The sequence below is a fragment of the Pseudomonas sp. BAV 4579 genome, from assembly GCF_009765395.1.
Lineage (GTDB): Bacteria > Pseudomonadota > Gammaproteobacteria > Pseudomonadales > Pseudomonadaceae > Chryseomonas > Chryseomonas aestiva.
The window spans coordinates 1-17,130 of sequence record NZ_WHOV01000069.1; the positions used below are offsets into that span (position 1 = coordinate 1).

Consider the following 17,130-nt stretch of genomic DNA (forward strand, 5'->3'; position numbering starts at 1 on the left):
GTGTGCAGCTGCCGCTGTCACCGCAAGCGTCGATTCACGCCCTTCTTGGTAGGGGATTCGGGGATCGCCCGGGCTGCTGCATCGAGTTTGGCTTGGAGTTCGCTAGGCGTACCCGTGAGCTCTGCCAGGAGCTGCCGCGCCAATGAGTGGGCATCGTGATCGGCAGCCGACGCCGATTGACCGCGCTGGCCCATCGATAGTCGGGTTTGAGGCCCAGGCACTAGGTTGAGTCATGTTCACCCTCCAGAACCCGGGCCTCTGAATGTCATTCCAGCAGCGCGCTGCGTCAAGAGCGTATGCAGACAGGCGTTGGTCTCAGCATTCGCCTAAAAGACGTCAAGGACGAAATTTCTGCTCGGACGCTACGCCGGCGCGATCTCTCAACGGCATTCAGCTTTCATGAGCGGCAAATACAAGCAACAAAGCGCGCGGCTAATTTTTTTCACGCCTAGCCGTTCTGCCCCAGGCGCCGCCGTTTTTCCATGTAAGTGAGGCAACGAACCAACGGCCAGAGCACCGCCAAATACAACAGCGCACACAGGACGATCGGCGACGGGTTATACAGCATAGCCTGGGTATCGCGAGCAGCCTTGAGCACTTCGGGCAGCGCCACCACGCTAGCGAGCGAGGTCATCTTAATCACCTCAATCACATTGCCGAGCAGGTCAGGCAGCACGTTCCTGACCGCCTGAGGCACCAGGACGAAGGTCAGTGTCTGGGTTCGCGACAGACCACTCGCCCGGGACGCCTCCGTCTGGCCCACGGGGATGCTACCCAGCCCCGCTCGAAACACCTCGGCGAAATAGCTCGAGTTGTTGAGCATGAAGCTGATCGCCACAGCCATCAGCTTGGGCGGTTCGATGCCTAGGAAGGGTAAGCCGAAGTAGATCAGGATCAGCAGCACCAACGGCGGAAAGGCGCGAAACAGGTCCACGTAGACCGCGACGGCGATCCGCAGCCAGCGCTGTTGGGTTTGGGTGGCAACGATCGCCAGCGCCAGGCCGCCAACAACGCCCAGCGGAATGACCAGAGCTGACAACCAAAGCGTCGTCCAGAGACCCTGCAGTAGATACGGCAGTACCTGCCGGTAGATGTCGATGTTGAAGAAACTCTGCAGCAAGGCGTCCATCAGCGTTTCCAGGCAAGGCGCGACTCCAGCCAGCGGCTGAATAGCACGAGAGGAATGAATATTGCGAGGTAGCCCAAGGCCCCCAGAACCAAAGGTGTCGGGTTGCCCGTATTGCTGCTCGCGGACTGCGCGTTGTTAATGATTTCGCTGAGCGCGACGACAGAGCCAAGCGCGGTATTTTTCGCAATGGCAATAACCCTATTGGTCAGACTTGGCAAGGCAATACGCCAAGCTTGCGGTACAATCACCCAGCCCATGGTTTGCGCCCAAGATAGCCCGCTGCTGCGGGCAGCCTCGCGTTGCCCCCGCGGCACGCTGCTGATGCCGGCCCAAAGGCTTTCTTCAGCGTAGGCGGCTAGGGTGAGGGTAAGCGCCAGCCAGGTGGCCGTGAATGCAGACATTGCCAGGTCGATGTAGGGAAACGCGAAGAACAGCAGGATGATGACTACCAGAGGCGGCAGCGACCGCATGACATCCGCGAATAGCACGATGGGGAAGTTCAGCCATTTCCGCTCGCTGCTCCGCAGCAGCGCCAGTATTAGGCCCAGTACAAGTCCACTGACGATAACCGCGAGGCCCAGTACGACAGTGACCTGCATCCCCTTAAGGATGTCCGGCCAATACTGCGCGGCGATGGAGGCATTGAAGAAGGTGTCGACCAAACGGTGAATGTCCATCGCGACCTCAATGGCGGTTGCCGTTGATGAACGCCCGGGTACGGGGCTCGCGAGGATCACCGAAAACCTGCTCAGGCGGCCCCTCCTCGACGATCACGCCGCCCTCCATGAACACCACCCGGTCCGCGACGGCCCGCGCGAAGGCCATTTCATGGGTCACGACCAGCATGGTCATCCCAGATTCCCGGAGTTCACGCATGACCTGCAGGACGCTGCCTACGAGTTCAGGATCAAGGGCGCTGGTGGGCTCATCGAACAGCACCACCTTAGGCGTCATGGCAATGGCGCGGGCGATCCCTACCCGCTGCTGCTGCCCGCCTGACAAGGAGCCAGGCCACGCTTGCGCCTTCTCGAGCAAACCCACCCGCTGCAAGGCGTCCAGCGCTCGGCGCTCTGCCTCACCACGGGAAAGGCGCTGGACACGTCTGAGGGCCAGGGTCACGTTGCCCAGCACCCTTAGGTGGGGATAGAGATTGAACTGCTGGAAAACCATGCCGATCTTCTGCCTGACACGGTTCAAATTCACCTGAGAATTCATCAGGTCGACACCGTCAACCACGACCTGTCCACCGCTCGGCTCCTCCAGACGATTGCAGCAGCGCAGCATGGTGCTCTTGCCCGAACCGGACGGCCCTATGACACAGACCAACTCTCCGGGGCGGACCCGCAGATCAATTCCCTGCAGCACCTGAAGGTTGCCGTACTGCTTGTGCAACCCTACCAACTCGAGGATGGGCGGTTTAGGAAGGCTCACGCTCCGCACTCCAGCGTCACGTCCTTATCCTCATAGCCGGGTAAGCCCGCTACCCCGAAGCCTGGCTGGATCTTAGCAGCAGCCGACTCCGCTTCAGGCTTGAAGCCGAACCACTTCTCCGCCAGCCGCACCACCGTCCCGTTCTGCTTCAAACATTTCAGCGCCAAATTGACCCTGTCGCGACCGGCCGCATCATCCTTACGAAAGGCGATCGCCCAGAATAGACCACTCTTGATGATATAAGACGTCTGCAACACGGGGTTCTGCTTGGCCGCCCAGCCCGCCACAGTGGTACCCGAGACATTGGCGTCCGCACGCCCTGACAGCACGGCCTGGATAGCATCGGCGTTGCTGCTGTACACAGCAAAGGTGAAGCCATACGTCAGCGCGTTCTGCTTAGCCCAGCTCTCGTAGTTGGAACCCTTGTTTACCGCCAAGGTTTTTCCCTTGAGCTGGTCGAGCGCCGTGATCGGTGCGGCACCCTTCTTCTGGATGAATGTGTAGTCTGAGTCCAGGTACCCTTCGGAGAACAACAGGTTGTTGGCGCGCTCGGCGGTCACTGTCACGGGGGCGATGATGAAGTCGTATTTCCCCGCGTTCAGTCCTGGCATAAGGCCTGAGAACTCCGCGCTATCGATCTGGATATCACGGCCCATCTGCTTGGCGAGCGCCTGACCCAAATCGACGTTGAAGCCCTGCAGCCCACCACCCAGCGATGGCATCGCATGGGGAGCGAAGGTGCCGTCGACCGCGGTGCGCAACGGCTCGGCGGCGAGCACCCCCAAACTCAAACAGGAACCGATAACCCATACGGTCAGAGACGAGAGATATTTCATGGCTGATCCTTCCTGAGGCGAACGGGAGATGAGGGATTTATTACGGGTTCAGAAGCGACCGTATGAAGTGACCGGGTTGGCGACGAGCCCGCACCTGCCGGACAGGTTCCGGCACCCCACAGCGCAGAAACTGCCCGGAACCGCGTTGAGCATGCAGTTCGCCGTGCTCGACGATCACCCGCCCCCGGCTGACCACGACTTCCGGCCAGCCCTGGACCTCGCGGCCCTCATAAGGCGTGTAGCCAACGTTGTCGTGCAGCATGGCGTGGCTAATGGTGACCTTGCGATCTGGGTTCCAGATGGCGATATCCGCGTCTGCGCCCACGGCAATGCAACCTTTGCGCGGCAGCAACCCGTACATGCGGGCATGGTTCGTCGCCGTCAGGGCGACGAATTCGTTCAGGGTCAGACGCCCCTTCATAACCCCTTCGCTGAACAGCAGCGGCAGGCGGACCTCCAGCCCCGGTAAGCCATTGGCCATCTGTTTGAAGGTGGTCTTTTCACCATGCGGCAACTTGCCGGTTTCATCGAAGCGATAAGGCGCATGGTCGGAGGAAAACAGCGCGAGCGTACCGTCGAGCAGGCCCTGCCAGACCGCCGCATGGCTCGCCTCGTCACGTGGCGGCGGACTGCAGCAGAACTTGGCGCCCTCTACGCCCGGTAGATCGATATCCGCAGCAGTCAGGAACAGATATTGCGGACAGGTCTCCGCGTGGATGGGCGCTCCCAGGCGTTGCGCGTGGCCAATTAGCTCAATCGACTCCCGCTCCGAGACGTGCACGATGAGCATCGGCGTATCGAGCAACCGCGCCAGGGCAATCGCCCGATTCGTCGCCTCTGCCTCCGCCAAAGGCGCATGCGCAACGGCGTGGTACTTAGGCGCGGTAAGCCCATGCTTGGCCAAGTGCTTCACGATCCAACGGATGATGTCGTTGTTCTCCGCGTGGACCATCACCAGCGCCCCTTCGCGATCCGCCACGGCCAGTACGTCAAGCATCTGTTCGTCGTTGAGTTTCAGCGCCTCGTAGGTCATGAACACCTTAAGCGAGGTGACGCCGTCTTGAATCAACTGGGGCAGATCGGTCTGCAGGGCCTGATCCGTGGGATCGGTCAGAATGAGGTGGAAGCCATAGTCCACCACTGCCTTCTCTCGAGCACGCGCCGAGTAGTCACTGATCACGTCCGGAATCAGCATGCCCCTATGCTGCGCGGCGAAAGGCATGATCGTGGTCGTGCCACCGAAGGCCGCCGATACGGTGGCACTGTAGAAATCGTCCGCGCACATGACGCCCATCCCAGATAGCTGCTCGACATGGCAATGGCTATCCACCCCGCCCGGCAGCACCCAGCGGCCCTTGGCGTCGATATCCCGCTTGCCCGGCTCCAGTCCCTGCTGCAGGGCGACGATCACGCCGTCCCGGATGCCAATGTCCGCTTCGAACGTTTCGCTGGCAGTCGCAATGAGGCCATTGCGGATAGTTAGGTCGAACTCCGCCATGGGAGGTCTCCTGTATAGGTTTAGAAAGTGCCCGGATAGGCGCCACCGTCCAGCAATATGTTTTGCCCCGTGATGTAGCCCGCCCATTGACTGCACAGGAAGGCACAGGCAGCGCCGAACTCGGCGGGCTGACCGAAGCGGCCAGCGGGATTCGTAGCACGGCGTGCCGCGAGAATTTCATCCACGGTCTTGCCGCTGGCCTTCCCCTGCCCCTGGGCGGTATGCCGGAGCCGATCCGTTTCGAAAGGACCGGGCAAGAGATTGTTGATGGTGACGTTATGGGCGACCGTCTTGCGCGCCAGCCCCGCCACGAATCCGGTCAGCCCGCTCCGCGCTCCGTTGGATAAACCCAGGACATCAATGGGCGCCTTGACCGCACCCGACGTGATGTTCACGATCCGGCCAAAACCGCGCTCCTGCATGCCAGGTAGATACGCCTTGATCAACTCAATGGGCGTCAGCATGTTGGCATCCAGGGCGGCTATCCATTGCGCCCGGTCCCAATCGCGGAAGTCGCCCGTCGGCGGTCCGCCGGCGTTGGTGACCAGGATGTCCACCTGCGGACAGGCGTCCAAGACGAGTTGACGCCCTCGGGGTGTAGTTATGTCGCCTACGATACCTACGGCCATCCCCCCAGCCGCCCGGATCTCCGACACAGCGGCCTCCAACGCCTCAGCGCCCCGCGCCACTAGCGTCGTCTTCACGCCCTCGACAGCCAAGGCGAAGGCGCAGGCTTTTCCCAGCCCCTTGCTGGAGGCACAGACCAGTGCCGTGCGACCGTTAATACCCAGTTCCATGAGTCTCTCCGCAATCAGATGATGGCCTGAGGGCCCGATACATCGAGGGATAAGCCCACCCGCGCGACCGTGCGCTCGACCTCGGCCATGGTGTACCGGTCAATGTTCATCCCCGGGGCCCGTACGTAGGTGCTGCCGATGATTCCCCGGCGCTGGTAGATGTACTTGCGGAGAGCCAAACCCAGCTTGGGTTGGAATTCGTAGCGAAGCAGCGGGCAATAGCGGTCGAACGTGGCCGCCGCCGCCTCGACGTCGCCCGCGCTGAAGTGCTCGTAGATGGCGACCAGGATTTCCGGAAAGGCGAAGCCGGTCATGGTGCCCACGGCTCCCCGCTCCAGCTCCTCGAGCAGATAGACGCCGCCCAGGCCGCCGAAGATGCGCATGCTGTCGCCAGCGAGTTCCTGGATGCGGGTGATCTTGGGGCCTACCGGGGGTTCTTCCATCTTGATGAGGTTGACCCCGCCTTCCAGCCCTAGTCGAGCAACCACTTCGGTGCTGACTTCGGTGCCGAAGGAACCGGGGAAGTCGTGAATGATGACCGGGATGTCCACCGCCTTCGCCAAGGCCTGGTAGTAGTTGAACTGCTGGGCGTCGTTCGCTCCGTCGAGCGGAGCAGCAAACACGGCGCTGGCACCCAAGTCCTGGGCCTCGCGGGACTGCTCGATGGCGCCGGCGAGGCCCAGCGCCCGCACACCGACCCATACCGGCAAGCGTCCGGCGGAAGCCTCTACATAGGTCTTGGCGACGCTATGACGCTCAGCGCCTGTTAGCTTGTGCGCCTCGCCCAGGAAGCCGAGGACAGCGAGTCCCTTCACGCCCGCCTCGACCTGAAAATCTACCAGGCTGTGAATACTGGCGAGGTCAAGTTCGCCCTCGTCATCGAAAGGCGTCGGGCAGATGGTATAGATGCCAGTGGCTTGACGTGCATCGAACATGGGGATGTCCCTGAAAGTTAAATGACGCCTGCATTCTTGCTACATACCGACCGGGCCGTCGCATGCCTTTTCATGTCCACGTCATAACGTCGTGTTAAAGCGTCACCGCAAATCCCTGCTCCTGCATAAGGCTTCTCAAGCAGCCGGCGAACGCCTGGGCGGGACCCGATAGGGGTTCGAAGCGGCTATGCACCAGATTGGCCACCACCGTGCACGCATTTGTGACCGAGCGAACCACTAACTGGCTTTGCGGCCAGCTACGCACCGAGAACTCATCAACCAGCGCCACGCCTGCACCGGTCTGCACCAGGGCGCAGGCGTTCTGCGGCGAGCCCACTTGGATGTCGATGCGCATGGGCAGCTCGGCCTCTTCGTACATCCCAGCTACCATCCCGCCGAAGGGCGTTTCCCGGTCATAGGAAATCAAGGGAAAAGGCGATAGATCGGCCAGCGAAAGTGTCGATTGCATCGCTAATGGATGGTTGTAGGGGCAGATGCAAACCAATTGCCCGCTGCACAGGGGTGTTACGTGTAGATTTGGGTGATCTATCGGAAGGATCACCACTCCTACGTCCACGCGCTGGCTGACCAGGCTTTCCAGCAGGTGCGCGTAGTTAAGATTCTCAAACAGGCATTTAACGTATGGATGCAGCTGCCGAAACCGCGCGATCGCCTGAGGGATCAGCATCTGCCCGATGCTCTGGCTCGACACGATATGTACCGTCCCTTCGGAGCGCTCGGCCAATTCATGGGCAAGCAGGTTGACCTTTTGGACCCCGTGGTAGACCTGCTCAACCTCGCGAAAAAGTTTCTTGGCCTCCGGAGTGGGATATAAACGGCCTTTCACCCGCTCGAACAACAAGAAGCCAAGGCGGCTTTCCGTATAGGACAACAGCCGGCTCACGGCCGGTTGGGACACAATCAACAGCCGCGCGGCGCCACTGATGGATCCTGTAGTCATAACGGCGCGAAACACTTCGATCTGGCGAAGATTGAGGGACAAGGCTCACTCCAAAAATGCTCGTTCAACCGCCGAGCCATAAGATGACGTTAAGGGTGACCGATAAATAAGCAAACAGGCGGCCAAGCGCACGGCTATACACTCAAAGCTACCGAATGCAGCCGGACGCCAACCTCATGTTCGATCCGATCCTTGTCATCAATCCCAATCGTAACGCGGCCGTCACCCAGGGCATCGATCAGGCCATCGACCGGTTCCGCCTCCCTGGCGGACCGTCCATCCATTGCCTCACGCTGCTCGACGGACCGGATGCGGTCCAGAGCCAAAGCGACATCGCAAGCGTTACCGGTCTTCTAGACGCATTGGCACAGCAGCACGATGACGCCGCCTCGGCGTTCGTGATCGCCTGCTTCAGCGATCCAGGGCTCGCCCTGCTGCGCGAACGCTGCGCCACCCCGGTATTGGGAATAGGCGAGAGCGCCATCCTGCAGGCGCTGGAACAGGGGGAACGCTTCGGCGTCATCGCTATGTCGGACGCTGCCCGCAGTCGCCATCTTCGCAGTTACGCAGCTATGGGCGTGTCGACGCGCTTCGCCGGCGAATGTGCCTTGGCCTTGAGCATGGAAGCCTTGCAGGACCAAGCCACTACTCAGGCGCGCCTGCTTGATGTTGGAGCAACGCTCATCGCCACCCACCAGGCGGACGTCCTCATTTTGGGCTGCGCAGGCCTGGCGAGCTATCGAGCAGTCCTACAGCGAGAGCTGGATGTGCCGGTGATCGACCCCTGTCAAGCTGCTGTCGCACGCGCACTTGGCCACGCCTGCCTCAATCGGAAGAACTCGTGATGGATCAGTACCTGATCGCCCAATTCGCTGCCGTGGTGGGGCCCCAGGGCCTGGTGACGGAGGCTGAACAACAGCACCCCTACTGCACCGACTGGCTCGGCAAGTGGCACGGCCGCTGCTCACTCGTGGTGCGCCCCGCCACCACCGAGGAGGTCGCGGACGTCGTGCGCCTCTGTCACACCCACCGCATTCCGATCATTCCGCAAGGCGGCAATACCGGCATGAGCGGCGGCGCCACCCCGGATGCCAGCGGCAGCCAGGTCATCCTCAGCCTTAACCGGATGCGTCGCATTCGCCAGGTCGATGCGCTGAACGATACCCTGACCGTCGACGCGGGCGTTCTGCTAGCGGACGTGCAGGCGGCTGCGGCGGAAGTCGGCCGCTATTTTCCGCTGAGTCTTGGCGCCGAGGGCAGTTGCAGCATCGGTGGCAACCTGGCCAGCAACGCAGGGGGTACGGCGGTGCTGCGCTACGGCAATACCCGGGATCTGGCGCTCGGGCTCGAGGTGGTGCTACCCGATGGACGCATCTGGAATGGCTTGCGCAGTCTGCGCAAGGACAACACCGGCTATGACCTCCGCGATCTCTTCATCGGCTCCGAAGGCACGCTGGGGATCATCACCGGGGCGGTGCTCAAGCTCTATCCCCGGCCAACCGGAAGGGCCACGGCCTGGGTGGGGTGCGCTACCCCCGGGCAACTGACCGGATTGCTCGCCTTGCTGCGCAGCCGCTGCGGCGAACGACTGGTTGCGTGCGAGATGCTCTCGGCAGCGTGCCTGCAGCTGATCGTCGAGCACGTCGACGGCGCCAGACATCCCCTGCAGGCGGCGGCCGCCTACAACGGACTGATCGAACTGGCCGACACCCACCCTGCGCAGCTGGAAGAACTCCTGACCTCGGTCCTGGGTGAAGCCCTCGAGGCCGGCCTGATCACCGATGCCACCCTGGCCAGCAACCATAGCCAGGCCGGCGACTTCTGGCGGCTGCGGGAAGGGATTTCCCAGGCCCAGGTGCGGGCGGGCAAGGCCATCAAGCACGATATTGCCTTGCCGATATCGGCCCTGCCCGCGTTCATCGAGCAAACCGATGCCCTGGTGGCCGCCTATGCCACCGACTTTCCCCTGATCAATTTCGGCCATATCGGCGACGGCAACCTTCACTACAACGTGCTGGTGCCTAAGGATATCCCGCCGTCCGACCATGAAAGGCACACCGAGCGCCTCAATCGTCTGGTTCACGACCAGGTGGCGCGATTCGGCGGCAGCATCAGCGCAGAGCACGGCGTCGGCCAGCTACGCCGGGATGAACTGAAGCGCTACAAGGATCCACTGGAGATGGAGTTGATGCTGCGCATCAAACAGGTGTTGGACCCGAATCAACTCATGAATCCGGGCAAGCTGCTGTGACGACCAACGCTTGGAACAAAAACCTAGACTAGCCGTTATGGGCGAGATCTTGCACGAGGAAGATCGCCCGCGCAGTGGAGATACCGGGTGGCACCCGGACTTGTTGCAAATCCGCCACGCCACGTGCGGTGATGGCTGCTGAAGCAAGATGCCTTCGAAAGCCTCGATCGGTTGGCGCCGCGGTAGAGGACTAGTGCCTTGGTGGACGAAATAGGCCCGTTCCTTAGCCATATGAGCGCCAGTTAACGCACCGCCAGCCTCCGTCCTGCGCCCGATCGGCCGTTTCAACGCGATAGGACCGTAGGCCAGGACGGCCCCGCCTGGCATCACATACATCACCACTTGAGCTATCAGCTGTGCCATAGCCTCTGCGTGCTGCTGCATCCGATCGGCCATATCACCGGTAACCTGCACAGCCTCAATGCCCCCAAACCCGCCGTTCATTACGGGCCGATCGCGATGGTGAACGCGAGTATCCGAGCCGCTGTTTAACGACCGTAATGAGCCCGCCCCCACGTCAGCATTTCTTCCAACATACGCCCAATCACACTCTGAATGGGTTTCGCCAAGGCCTCCTGGTAGGCAAATGGCGGTGTTTCGTCCATGTAGCAGCGCTGGGTCAGCTCCAGCTGCACGGCATGGATATGCTTATCCGGGCGCCCGTAATGGCGGGTGATGTGGCCGCCTTTAAATCGACCATTGAGCGAGTGCGTGTAGTCCGGTGCAGCTGCACAAATGGACAACAGGCGTTCTACCAGATCCGGGGCGCAACTAGCGCCATTAAAAGTGCCCAGGTTCAGATCGGGCAGCACGCCGTCGAACAGCATCGGCAGCTCCGAACGGATCGAATGCGCCTCCCACAGTAAGGCGTATCCAAAGCTGTCGCGCAGCCGGTCGAGTTCCGTACGCAGCGCTTGGTGGTACGGTCGCCAGATCATATCAAGATAGGTCTGCCGTTCGGCGTCCGATGGAGTCAGATCATCTTTAAATAGCGGCGAACCATCGAACAACACGCGGGGATACAGACCGGTCGTTGCGCCGGTATACAGCGGCTGATCATCTTCCGGCCGATTGAGGTCAACGACGAAGCGCGAATACTGACCTGCGACCGTGCTGGCGCCCATCTGTACAGCCATGTCATAGAGGCGCGAAATGTGCCAGTCAGTGTCCGGGACGCCAAGTGCCGCAGGTACCAGGCCCGCCGCGACCGCCGGGGTCAGGCGGGTGCCGGAATGGGGAATGCTTATGACTAGGGGGAGACAACCGTGATGGACATTGACTGAGGCTTCGTTCATGAGGGGGACGTCTTCCAATGTGTCAAAGGACCTGAGCCAAACAGACGTCAGTGATAACGCGACACCAGTTCGTCCAGGTAAGTAGTGAGGAGTGCATGACGTTCGGACCACAGGGTTTCAGCGCCCTCCACGCTGACTTCAGCGAAGCGCAGCGTATCTCCCGGTTTAAGCTGGCCCAATCGCGCGAGGTCAGCACGAATGACGGTGGCGATTTTCGGGTAGCCTCCGGTGGTCTGACGGTCGTGCATGGCAATGATCGGTTGGCCGCTGCCCGGGATTTGGACGCTGCCGGTGCTGATCGCGTCGGACACTATGTTGAAGCCCTTAAGGTGCGTGATGGCAGGGCCAGTCAGGCGATAACCCATTCGATCACTCTGTCCGGAGACTGCGAATGACTCGCTGAGAAAGCGGGCGATTTCGGACTCGCTGAAATAGTCCTGCTGCGGCCCCAGCACCACGCGGATCGGCAGGTGCTCGCGCTGCGGCATGAAACGTTGGGCCGGACCTCGTGCTGCGGTGGGCAAGTGCTGTGACGGTGTCGCAAGCAGTAACTCGTCGCCTTTGGCGATCGCACGTCCCGCAAAGCCGCCTAACCCGCCACGTATTAGCGTGGACACACTGCCCAACACCGGGTGCGCAGCGAATCCACCAGCCACCGCAAGATAGCCGCGCGTACCGCTCAACGCTCGCCCTACCTTGACCTCAGCACCGGGCCGCAACACATGGCACTGGTACGGCGCGACAGGTTCATCATCAATGAATACCTGCATATCCCCCGTGACAGCGAACACACACCCACCCGGCCCAACGCGCAACTGCGCTCCTAACAAGGTAAATTCCAGTGCACCGGTGCCGACAGGGTTGCCCACCAGCGCATTGGCGATGGCGAAACTCATCTCATCTAGTGCACCCGAGGGCGGCACGCCACGGTCCTCAAAACCAGTACGGCCTCGATCCTGCAACGTGGTGAGCAGGCCCGGATGTAACACGTAAAAACTACTCATGCGCGCCATGTCCGTTGCGGAAGGTAATCTGGCTGAGCCGAGAGAGCCTCGAAAGCATCGTTATCAATGGGCACGAAGCGAATTTCATCCCCGGCGCGGAAGAGAAACGGCTCTTCGCGGGTGGGCACGAAACTGCGAGCAGGTGTCCGGCCAATCAGGTGCCAGCCGCTAGGAGCCTCCACCGACGAAACAGCGGCCTGCATGCCACCGATGCTCACGGTTCCAGCCGGAGTTTTCAGGCGTGGCGACTCGCGACGGGAGGTGTGCAGCTGCTCATCTAGGCCACCCAAATAAGCGAATCCGGGCATGAAACCGATCATGTACACGCGGTAACTCACAGCGCTGTGCAAACGAATGACGTCTTCTGGGTCCATCTGATGGTGATCGGCCAGCCACTCCAAATCGATCCCGTGGTCGCCCCCGTATATCACCGGCAACTCCCAAATCCGCACCGGCTCGGCTGCGTCATCGGGCTCTGTAATTAGACGCTCTAGGTGTTCGCGCAGGCGAGCCTGACGTATGCGCGTGCAATCGTACGACAGCGTCAACGCGCGATACGTTGGAATCACGCCGGTCACCCCGTCTATACAGGCCGCAGCGACGCGTTTAGCCAGTGCCGTGACGCGTTGATTAACTGTCGGATCGATGACTTCGCCGAAATCGATATACAGCGCATGATCAGCAATGGGCGCAATCCGCCAGGACCGCGTCTCCTCCTCGTCATTCACAAATAAACTCTCCGTCACACGATGGAATGCTTTTGGAATACCAGGGGTATTCTGTCAATATGGCTGCTCGAAAGATAGCCCCTAACAACGACCTCACACCTCGGCATACTGCTTGGGTACCACACACGCGACGATGGCCTGCCCATCTCACAGGTAACGTTTATGTTGATCGATCTGAACTGCGACATGGGTGAGGGGTTTGGCGCCTGGAAGATGGGCGATGACAGCGCTATGCTGGACATCGTCACTTCCGCCAACATTGCCTGTGGTTTCCACGCCGGAGACCCTGACATCATGTTTGCCACAGCAGCCATGGCCCAGGAAAAAGGTGTCGCAGTCGGCGCGCACCCTAGCTTTCTGGACATTCTTGGCTTTGGTCGTCGGCAGATTCGCGGCGATAGTCCGGCGCAAATCGAACGCCAGATCATTTATCAGATTGGCGCATTCAAGGCGCTCTCCGAAGCCGCAGGCCTGCCCCTGCAACACGTTAAGACCCACGGCGCGCTGGGCAACATGGCCAATGAAGACCCGGAGCTGGCGATGGCCGTAGCCCGTGCGATCAAAGCTGTCGACCAAGATTTGATTTTCGTGGTGATGCCGGGCCTCGAAACCGAACGTGCCGCCGAACGCGTAGGCCTGCCCCTGGCACGGGAAATCTACGCAGATCGTGCGTACGCCGCCAATGGCAACTTGGTCTCGCGCAAACTGCCGGGCGCGGTGATTCACGACAGCGATGTGGCAGCGGCTCGCGTTCTGCGGATGATCGAAGACCAGGCCATTATCACCATCGCAGGTGAACGCATGCCGGTGCAGATCGACACCGTTTGCGTCCATGGCGATACACCGGGCGCTACTACCATGGCAATGCAACTTCGCACCCAGTTGGAAAACGCTGGCGTGCGCGTTACCTCTATGGCGACGGTGATCAATCGCTGACCCGCGCCCACAAATACGGCCCTTGCACGGGCCGTATTTGTATTCGCGCTGCGTGCTAGTTTACGTGCAGGTTGCGCATCGACAGCGTCGCTTTGATGCCCCGAGAAATTCAGCACTGGCGCGCGTGCCGTGATGCTAAATAGCGGGCCCGCAGCACCGCAGATCAGCCCAGCTTTTACTCACGTTGAAACGATTCGTCCCCAGGCGCACCAAGGGTGCGCCTCCTGACATTCGAACGTGAGTACGGGTAGGCACAGATGCAAACGGGTATAGCGACGGCTCTTTGTTGTTAGGTTGGCCCGCCCTATGGTTCACGACATCAGTGCTCCAGCGTGCGTGGCAAATACAGGACGATGTCCGGGAACACGGTGATCAGCACGGTGAACGCCACCAAGATTAGAAAGAACGGTAGCGCGGCCCGTGCCAGCGCCGACAGCGACATGCCGGACAGTCCATTGAGCACGAACAAGTTGAATCCCACCGGCGGCGTCACTTGAGCCATTTCCACTACCAAAATTAGAAATACGCCGAACCAGATCGGGTCATAACCAGCAGCCGTTATCAGTGGCAAAGTTATCGGCAGCGACATGACGATGATCGACATACCCTCCAGCACCGCGCCGAGGATCACGTAAAACGCGATCAACAACATGATCAGCGCAAAGGGTGAAAGGCCAAGTCCACCAATGGCGCCGGCTATTGTCGCCGGGACTTTGAGATACCCCATCGCCACCGAGAGAAATACAGCGCCGACAATGATTAAACCGATCATGCTCGACGTCTGCATGGCGCCCATCAGCGCTTCCCAAAGGCCGCGCCAAGTGAAACAGCGTTGCAGCACGCAGATCAGCAGCGCACCCAATACACCCATCGCGGCGGCCTCGGTGGGTGTGGCGAAGCCCAACATCATGGAACCCACGACAAAGCCGATCAGCGATACGACAGGCCCCAATTGAAGCAAGCCCATTATCAGTTCGTGCAGCGTGGTGCGGGTCTTGTCCTTGGGCAGTCGCGCGGGATTAAGCAGTGCGTAGATCGCTACGTAAATCATGAACGCCAGTGCCAGCAGCAAGCCTGGAATGATCCCCGCCATGAACATCTTGAGCACCGATACCTGCGCCAGAACGCCATAAACGATCATCAAGGTGCTTGGCGGGATCAAAAAGCCCAACGTGCCAGCGCCCGCCAGCGAACCGGCGGCGATGCGTGGATCGTACCCTCGTGAAGTGAGTTCTTTGAACGTAATGCGCCCGACTGTGGCTGTAGTCGCCGCAGATGATCCCGAGATCGCGGCGAACAACGTGCAACCCAGCACGTTGGTGTGCAGCAAACGGCCGGGAATGTGTCGGGTCCAAGGCGACAGGCCATCGAATAGCAACTTCGATAGTTTCGTGCGGAACAAAATCTCGCCCATCAGGATAAACAGCGGCAAGGCCACCAGTTCCGGTGACATCGACACGTTGGAGACTGTCTGCGCCAGCAGCTTTTCCACCGGCATGTGCCGAAACAGCTCCAGGGTAAGAATGCCCACGCCGGTCAACGCAACACCTACCCAGACGCCCATCGACAGGAGCACCGCCATTATGGCCAGGGTAGCAATTATGATCAGATTCATGACGCGTGCACACTCGCTGCCGTGGGGGTGGAAGAGGTTTCACGACCCAGCAACACCGCCAAGGCCTGCGCCAGAAGTTGCAGGCAGAACATGCCGGAGCCTAAGGTCAGCAAGGCTCGCGGCCACACCAGAGGGACTTGTTCCGGAGTACTGGAAACGATGTCGCGGCTCCACGCTTGCCAGGTAAAGCCGCACAACGCGCAGAATAGGTACAGCGCGATCAGGAAGCCACATAGGCAAGCGAACGTGTCCAATAGGCGCGCCCAGCGCGGCGGCAACATATCGAGCATGAAACGGATGCGTACCTGCGCCCCGCAACGCAGCGTCCAAGCGCTGCCCAGAAAAATGATGGCGCCAAACAGGTAGCCACTGAATTCCCAGGTAAAGCCAAGGCTTCGGCCGGTGACATTGCGATAGCATACTTCAGCAATCATCAGCAGGAACAAAAGCGCCATGCCGCCGCCGGCCGCCACGCCAAGGACGCGACTGCAACGCTCAATGAAACTCATCGAATGCGTATTCATAGCGACCTCACTGAATCAGCGCAGCGCGGCCGGTTTGGGTCAAGTACTGCTTGATTAACACCTGCGCGTCGGGACCTGCCTGCTGGATAAAGGCCTTCCAGATGGGCGTCGCAGCCTTGCTCAACTCTTCGCTGAACACAGGCGTTGGATGACTGACGACAATTCCTTTGCTTTTGAGCAATGCTTCGGCCTGCTCATCTTCGTGCTGAGACACCTTACGAAAATCCGGCTCCAGACGTTTCGCTGCGTCGGTAATCGCCTGCTGATTAGCCGCAGACAATCCATTCCAGACGTCCAGATTCACCGACACCACATCCGGGGCCGACTGCCAGTTCATTTGGTTGAAGTAACCGGTAAATTCCCAGAATTTTCCATCCACACCTGAGGTGCTGGAGGTGGTGACACCGTTTAGCGCGCCCGACGCCAGCGCCGGGATCACCTCACCCCAAGGCATCTGGATGGGCGACGCCTTCAATGCAGTAAAAAAGTCGGTGCCGTTTTTCTCAACGGTACGGATCTTCAACCCATTGAGATCTGCCTGAGTGACGACCGGAGTCTTGGTGTAGAGCCCCTGCCCCGGCCATGGGACGGTGTAGAGAAATTTTTGGTTATTACGCTCGGCGATTTTGGCGTAATAGGGCTCAGCCACGGCCCGCATTACATCCTGCTCTTCGGCGTTGCGCACCAGGTAAGGTAAGCCTTGCAGACCCATTAGCGATTCTTCACCCACTTGCTGACTCATCAGCATGTCAGCCATGTCGACGATGCCGTCGCGCACCGAAGCCAACAATTCAGGGCCTTTCATGCCCAAATCACCCCCGCTATGTACGTCAATGATGACCTCGCCATGGGTCACGGTTTTGACCTCATCGGCGAACATGCGCAAGTTCTTGACGTGGAAGTTTGCGTCCGGCCATACCGAGACCAACGTCAGGTGGGTTTCTGCGGATGCCGGTAATGAACAGGCCGCACTCAGTGTGAGTGCAAGCGCAAGACTGTTTAACGAGGCGATGAACCGGCGTGACTCCAGCATGTCCTGATCCTTTTCTCTGGTCGTGAAAATTCAACGTGAATACGGCAGATAGAAATGGGCAGGGGATGCTTGAAGGCACGAATCGTTGTCTACGGCTGCGTCTCTACGGTCGCTAGCTCAATGCCGGTATAATTTCGGCATACCAAAAGTATTCTGT

General features: G+C 60.1%; 17 protein-coding genes. 3 read left to right on the forward strand and 14 right to left on the reverse strand.

Going from position 1 to position 17,130, the window contains the following annotated elements:
* Positions 1 to 448 precede the first annotated feature (448 nt).
* The 8 genes from GSQ95_RS14750 to GSQ95_RS14785 form a co-directional block, all read right to left on the reverse strand.
* Positions 449 to 1,129 carry an amino acid ABC transporter permease gene (locus GSQ95_RS14750; RefSeq protein WP_158892081.1) on the reverse strand — a complete coding sequence of 227 codons (681 nt, stop codon included), beginning with the start codon at positions 1,127 to 1,129 and terminating at the stop codon, positions 449 to 451.
* A complete protein-coding gene (locus GSQ95_RS14755) occupies positions 1,129 to 1,806 on the reverse strand; it encodes an amino acid ABC transporter permease (RefSeq protein WP_218580210.1) in 678 nt (225 codons plus the stop codon). Before GSQ95_RS14755 ends, GSQ95_RS14750 begins: the two co-directional genes overlap by 1 nt.
* A gap of 7 nt (positions 1,807 to 1,813) precedes the next feature.
* On the reverse strand, positions 1,814 to 2,560 hold the full coding sequence (locus GSQ95_RS14760) for an amino acid ABC transporter ATP-binding protein (RefSeq protein ID WP_305982084.1): 747 nt from the start codon (positions 2,558 to 2,560) through the stop codon (positions 1,814 to 1,816).
* Positions 2,557 to 3,396, reverse strand: a complete 840-nt coding sequence (locus tag GSQ95_RS14765) for a transporter substrate-binding domain-containing protein (RefSeq protein ID WP_158892079.1) — start codon at positions 3,394 to 3,396, stop codon at positions 2,557 to 2,559. The genes GSQ95_RS14760 and GSQ95_RS14765 overlap by 4 nt, the downstream gene beginning before the upstream one ends.
* A 40-nt stretch (positions 3,397 to 3,436) precedes the next feature.
* Entirely contained in the window at positions 3,437 to 4,894 is a 1,458-nt protein-coding gene (hydA, locus tag GSQ95_RS14770; RefSeq protein ID WP_158892077.1) for a dihydropyrimidinase, read from the reverse strand.
* Positions 4,895 to 4,914: 20 nt separating this feature from the next.
* Positions 4,915 to 5,691, reverse strand: coding sequence for an SDR family oxidoreductase (locus GSQ95_RS14775; RefSeq protein WP_158892075.1), 777 nt, complete (start codon positions 5,689 to 5,691; stop codon positions 4,915 to 4,917).
* 14 nt (positions 5,692 to 5,705) lie between these two features.
* On the reverse strand, positions 5,706 to 6,626 hold the full coding sequence (locus GSQ95_RS14780) for a dihydrodipicolinate synthase family protein (RefSeq protein WP_158892073.1): 921 nt from the start codon (positions 6,624 to 6,626) through the stop codon (positions 5,706 to 5,708).
* Between the two features lie 94 nt (positions 6,627 to 6,720).
* A complete protein-coding gene (locus GSQ95_RS14785; protein ID WP_158892070.1) occupies positions 6,721 to 7,629 on the reverse strand; it encodes a LysR family transcriptional regulator in 909 nt (302 codons plus the stop codon).
* A 134-nt stretch (positions 7,630 to 7,763) separates the two neighbouring features.
* Between GSQ95_RS14785 and GSQ95_RS14790 the strand changes: the two genes are divergently transcribed.
* Together GSQ95_RS14790 and GSQ95_RS14795 are read left to right on the forward strand one after the other, a co-directional pair.
* Positions 7,764 to 8,432 carry an aspartate/glutamate racemase family protein gene (locus GSQ95_RS14790; protein WP_158892068.1) on the forward strand — a complete coding sequence of 223 codons (669 nt, stop codon included), beginning with the start codon at positions 7,764 to 7,766 and terminating at the stop codon, positions 8,430 to 8,432.
* A complete protein-coding gene (locus GSQ95_RS14795) occupies positions 8,432 to 9,838 on the forward strand; it encodes an FAD-binding oxidoreductase (RefSeq protein ID WP_158892066.1) in 1,407 nt (468 codons plus the stop codon). The genes GSQ95_RS14790 and GSQ95_RS14795 overlap by 1 nt, the downstream gene beginning before the upstream one ends.
* A 488-nt stretch (positions 9,839 to 10,326) precedes the next feature.
* On the opposite strand, the gene hutG is transcribed toward GSQ95_RS14795, so the two are convergent.
* Genes hutG through pxpB form a run of 3 tightly spaced genes read right to left on the reverse strand, consistent with a single transcriptional unit; the run spans position 10,327 to position 12,865 of the window.
* Positions 10,327 to 11,133, reverse strand: a complete 807-nt coding sequence (gene hutG, locus GSQ95_RS14800; protein WP_158892064.1) for an N-formylglutamate deformylase — start codon at positions 11,131 to 11,133, stop codon at positions 10,327 to 10,329.
* Between the two features lie 47 nt (positions 11,134 to 11,180).
* A complete protein-coding gene (locus tag GSQ95_RS14805) occupies positions 11,181 to 12,137 on the reverse strand; it encodes a biotin-dependent carboxyltransferase family protein (RefSeq protein WP_158892062.1) in 957 nt (318 codons plus the stop codon).
* Positions 12,134 to 12,865: a 5-oxoprolinase subunit PxpB gene (pxpB, locus tag GSQ95_RS14810; protein WP_158892060.1), complete on the reverse strand. Its 732-nt coding sequence runs from the start codon at positions 12,863 to 12,865 to the stop codon at positions 12,134 to 12,136. Before pxpB ends, GSQ95_RS14805 begins: the two co-directional genes overlap by 4 nt.
* 162 nt (positions 12,866 to 13,027) lie before the next feature.
* Here pxpB and GSQ95_RS14815 point away from each other — a divergent pair, with 162 nt between their 5' ends.
* Positions 13,028 to 13,801 (forward strand): LamB/YcsF family protein, encoded by a 774-nt coding sequence (locus GSQ95_RS14815; protein WP_158892058.1) that lies wholly within the window; start codon positions 13,028 to 13,030, stop codon positions 13,799 to 13,801.
* Between the two features lie 319 nt (positions 13,802 to 14,120).
* Here the strand turns inward: GSQ95_RS14815 and GSQ95_RS14820 are convergent, their stop codons facing one another.
* Genes GSQ95_RS14820 through GSQ95_RS14830 form a run of 3 tightly spaced genes read right to left on the reverse strand, consistent with a single transcriptional unit; the run spans position 14,121 to position 16,973 of the window.
* Positions 14,121 to 15,416 carry a TRAP transporter large permease gene (locus GSQ95_RS14820; RefSeq protein ID WP_158892056.1) on the reverse strand — a complete coding sequence of 432 codons (1,296 nt, stop codon included), beginning with the start codon at positions 15,414 to 15,416 and terminating at the stop codon, positions 14,121 to 14,123.
* Entirely contained in the window at positions 15,413 to 15,940 is a 528-nt protein-coding gene (locus tag GSQ95_RS14825; RefSeq protein WP_158892053.1) for a TRAP transporter small permease subunit, read from the reverse strand. The genes GSQ95_RS14820 and GSQ95_RS14825 overlap by 4 nt, the downstream gene beginning before the upstream one ends.
* 7 nt (positions 15,941 to 15,947) lie before the next feature.
* Positions 15,948 to 16,973, reverse strand: coding sequence for a TRAP transporter substrate-binding protein (locus tag GSQ95_RS14830; RefSeq protein WP_158892051.1), 1,026 nt, complete (start codon positions 16,971 to 16,973; stop codon positions 15,948 to 15,950).
* Positions 16,974 to 17,130: the final 157 nt, after the last annotated feature.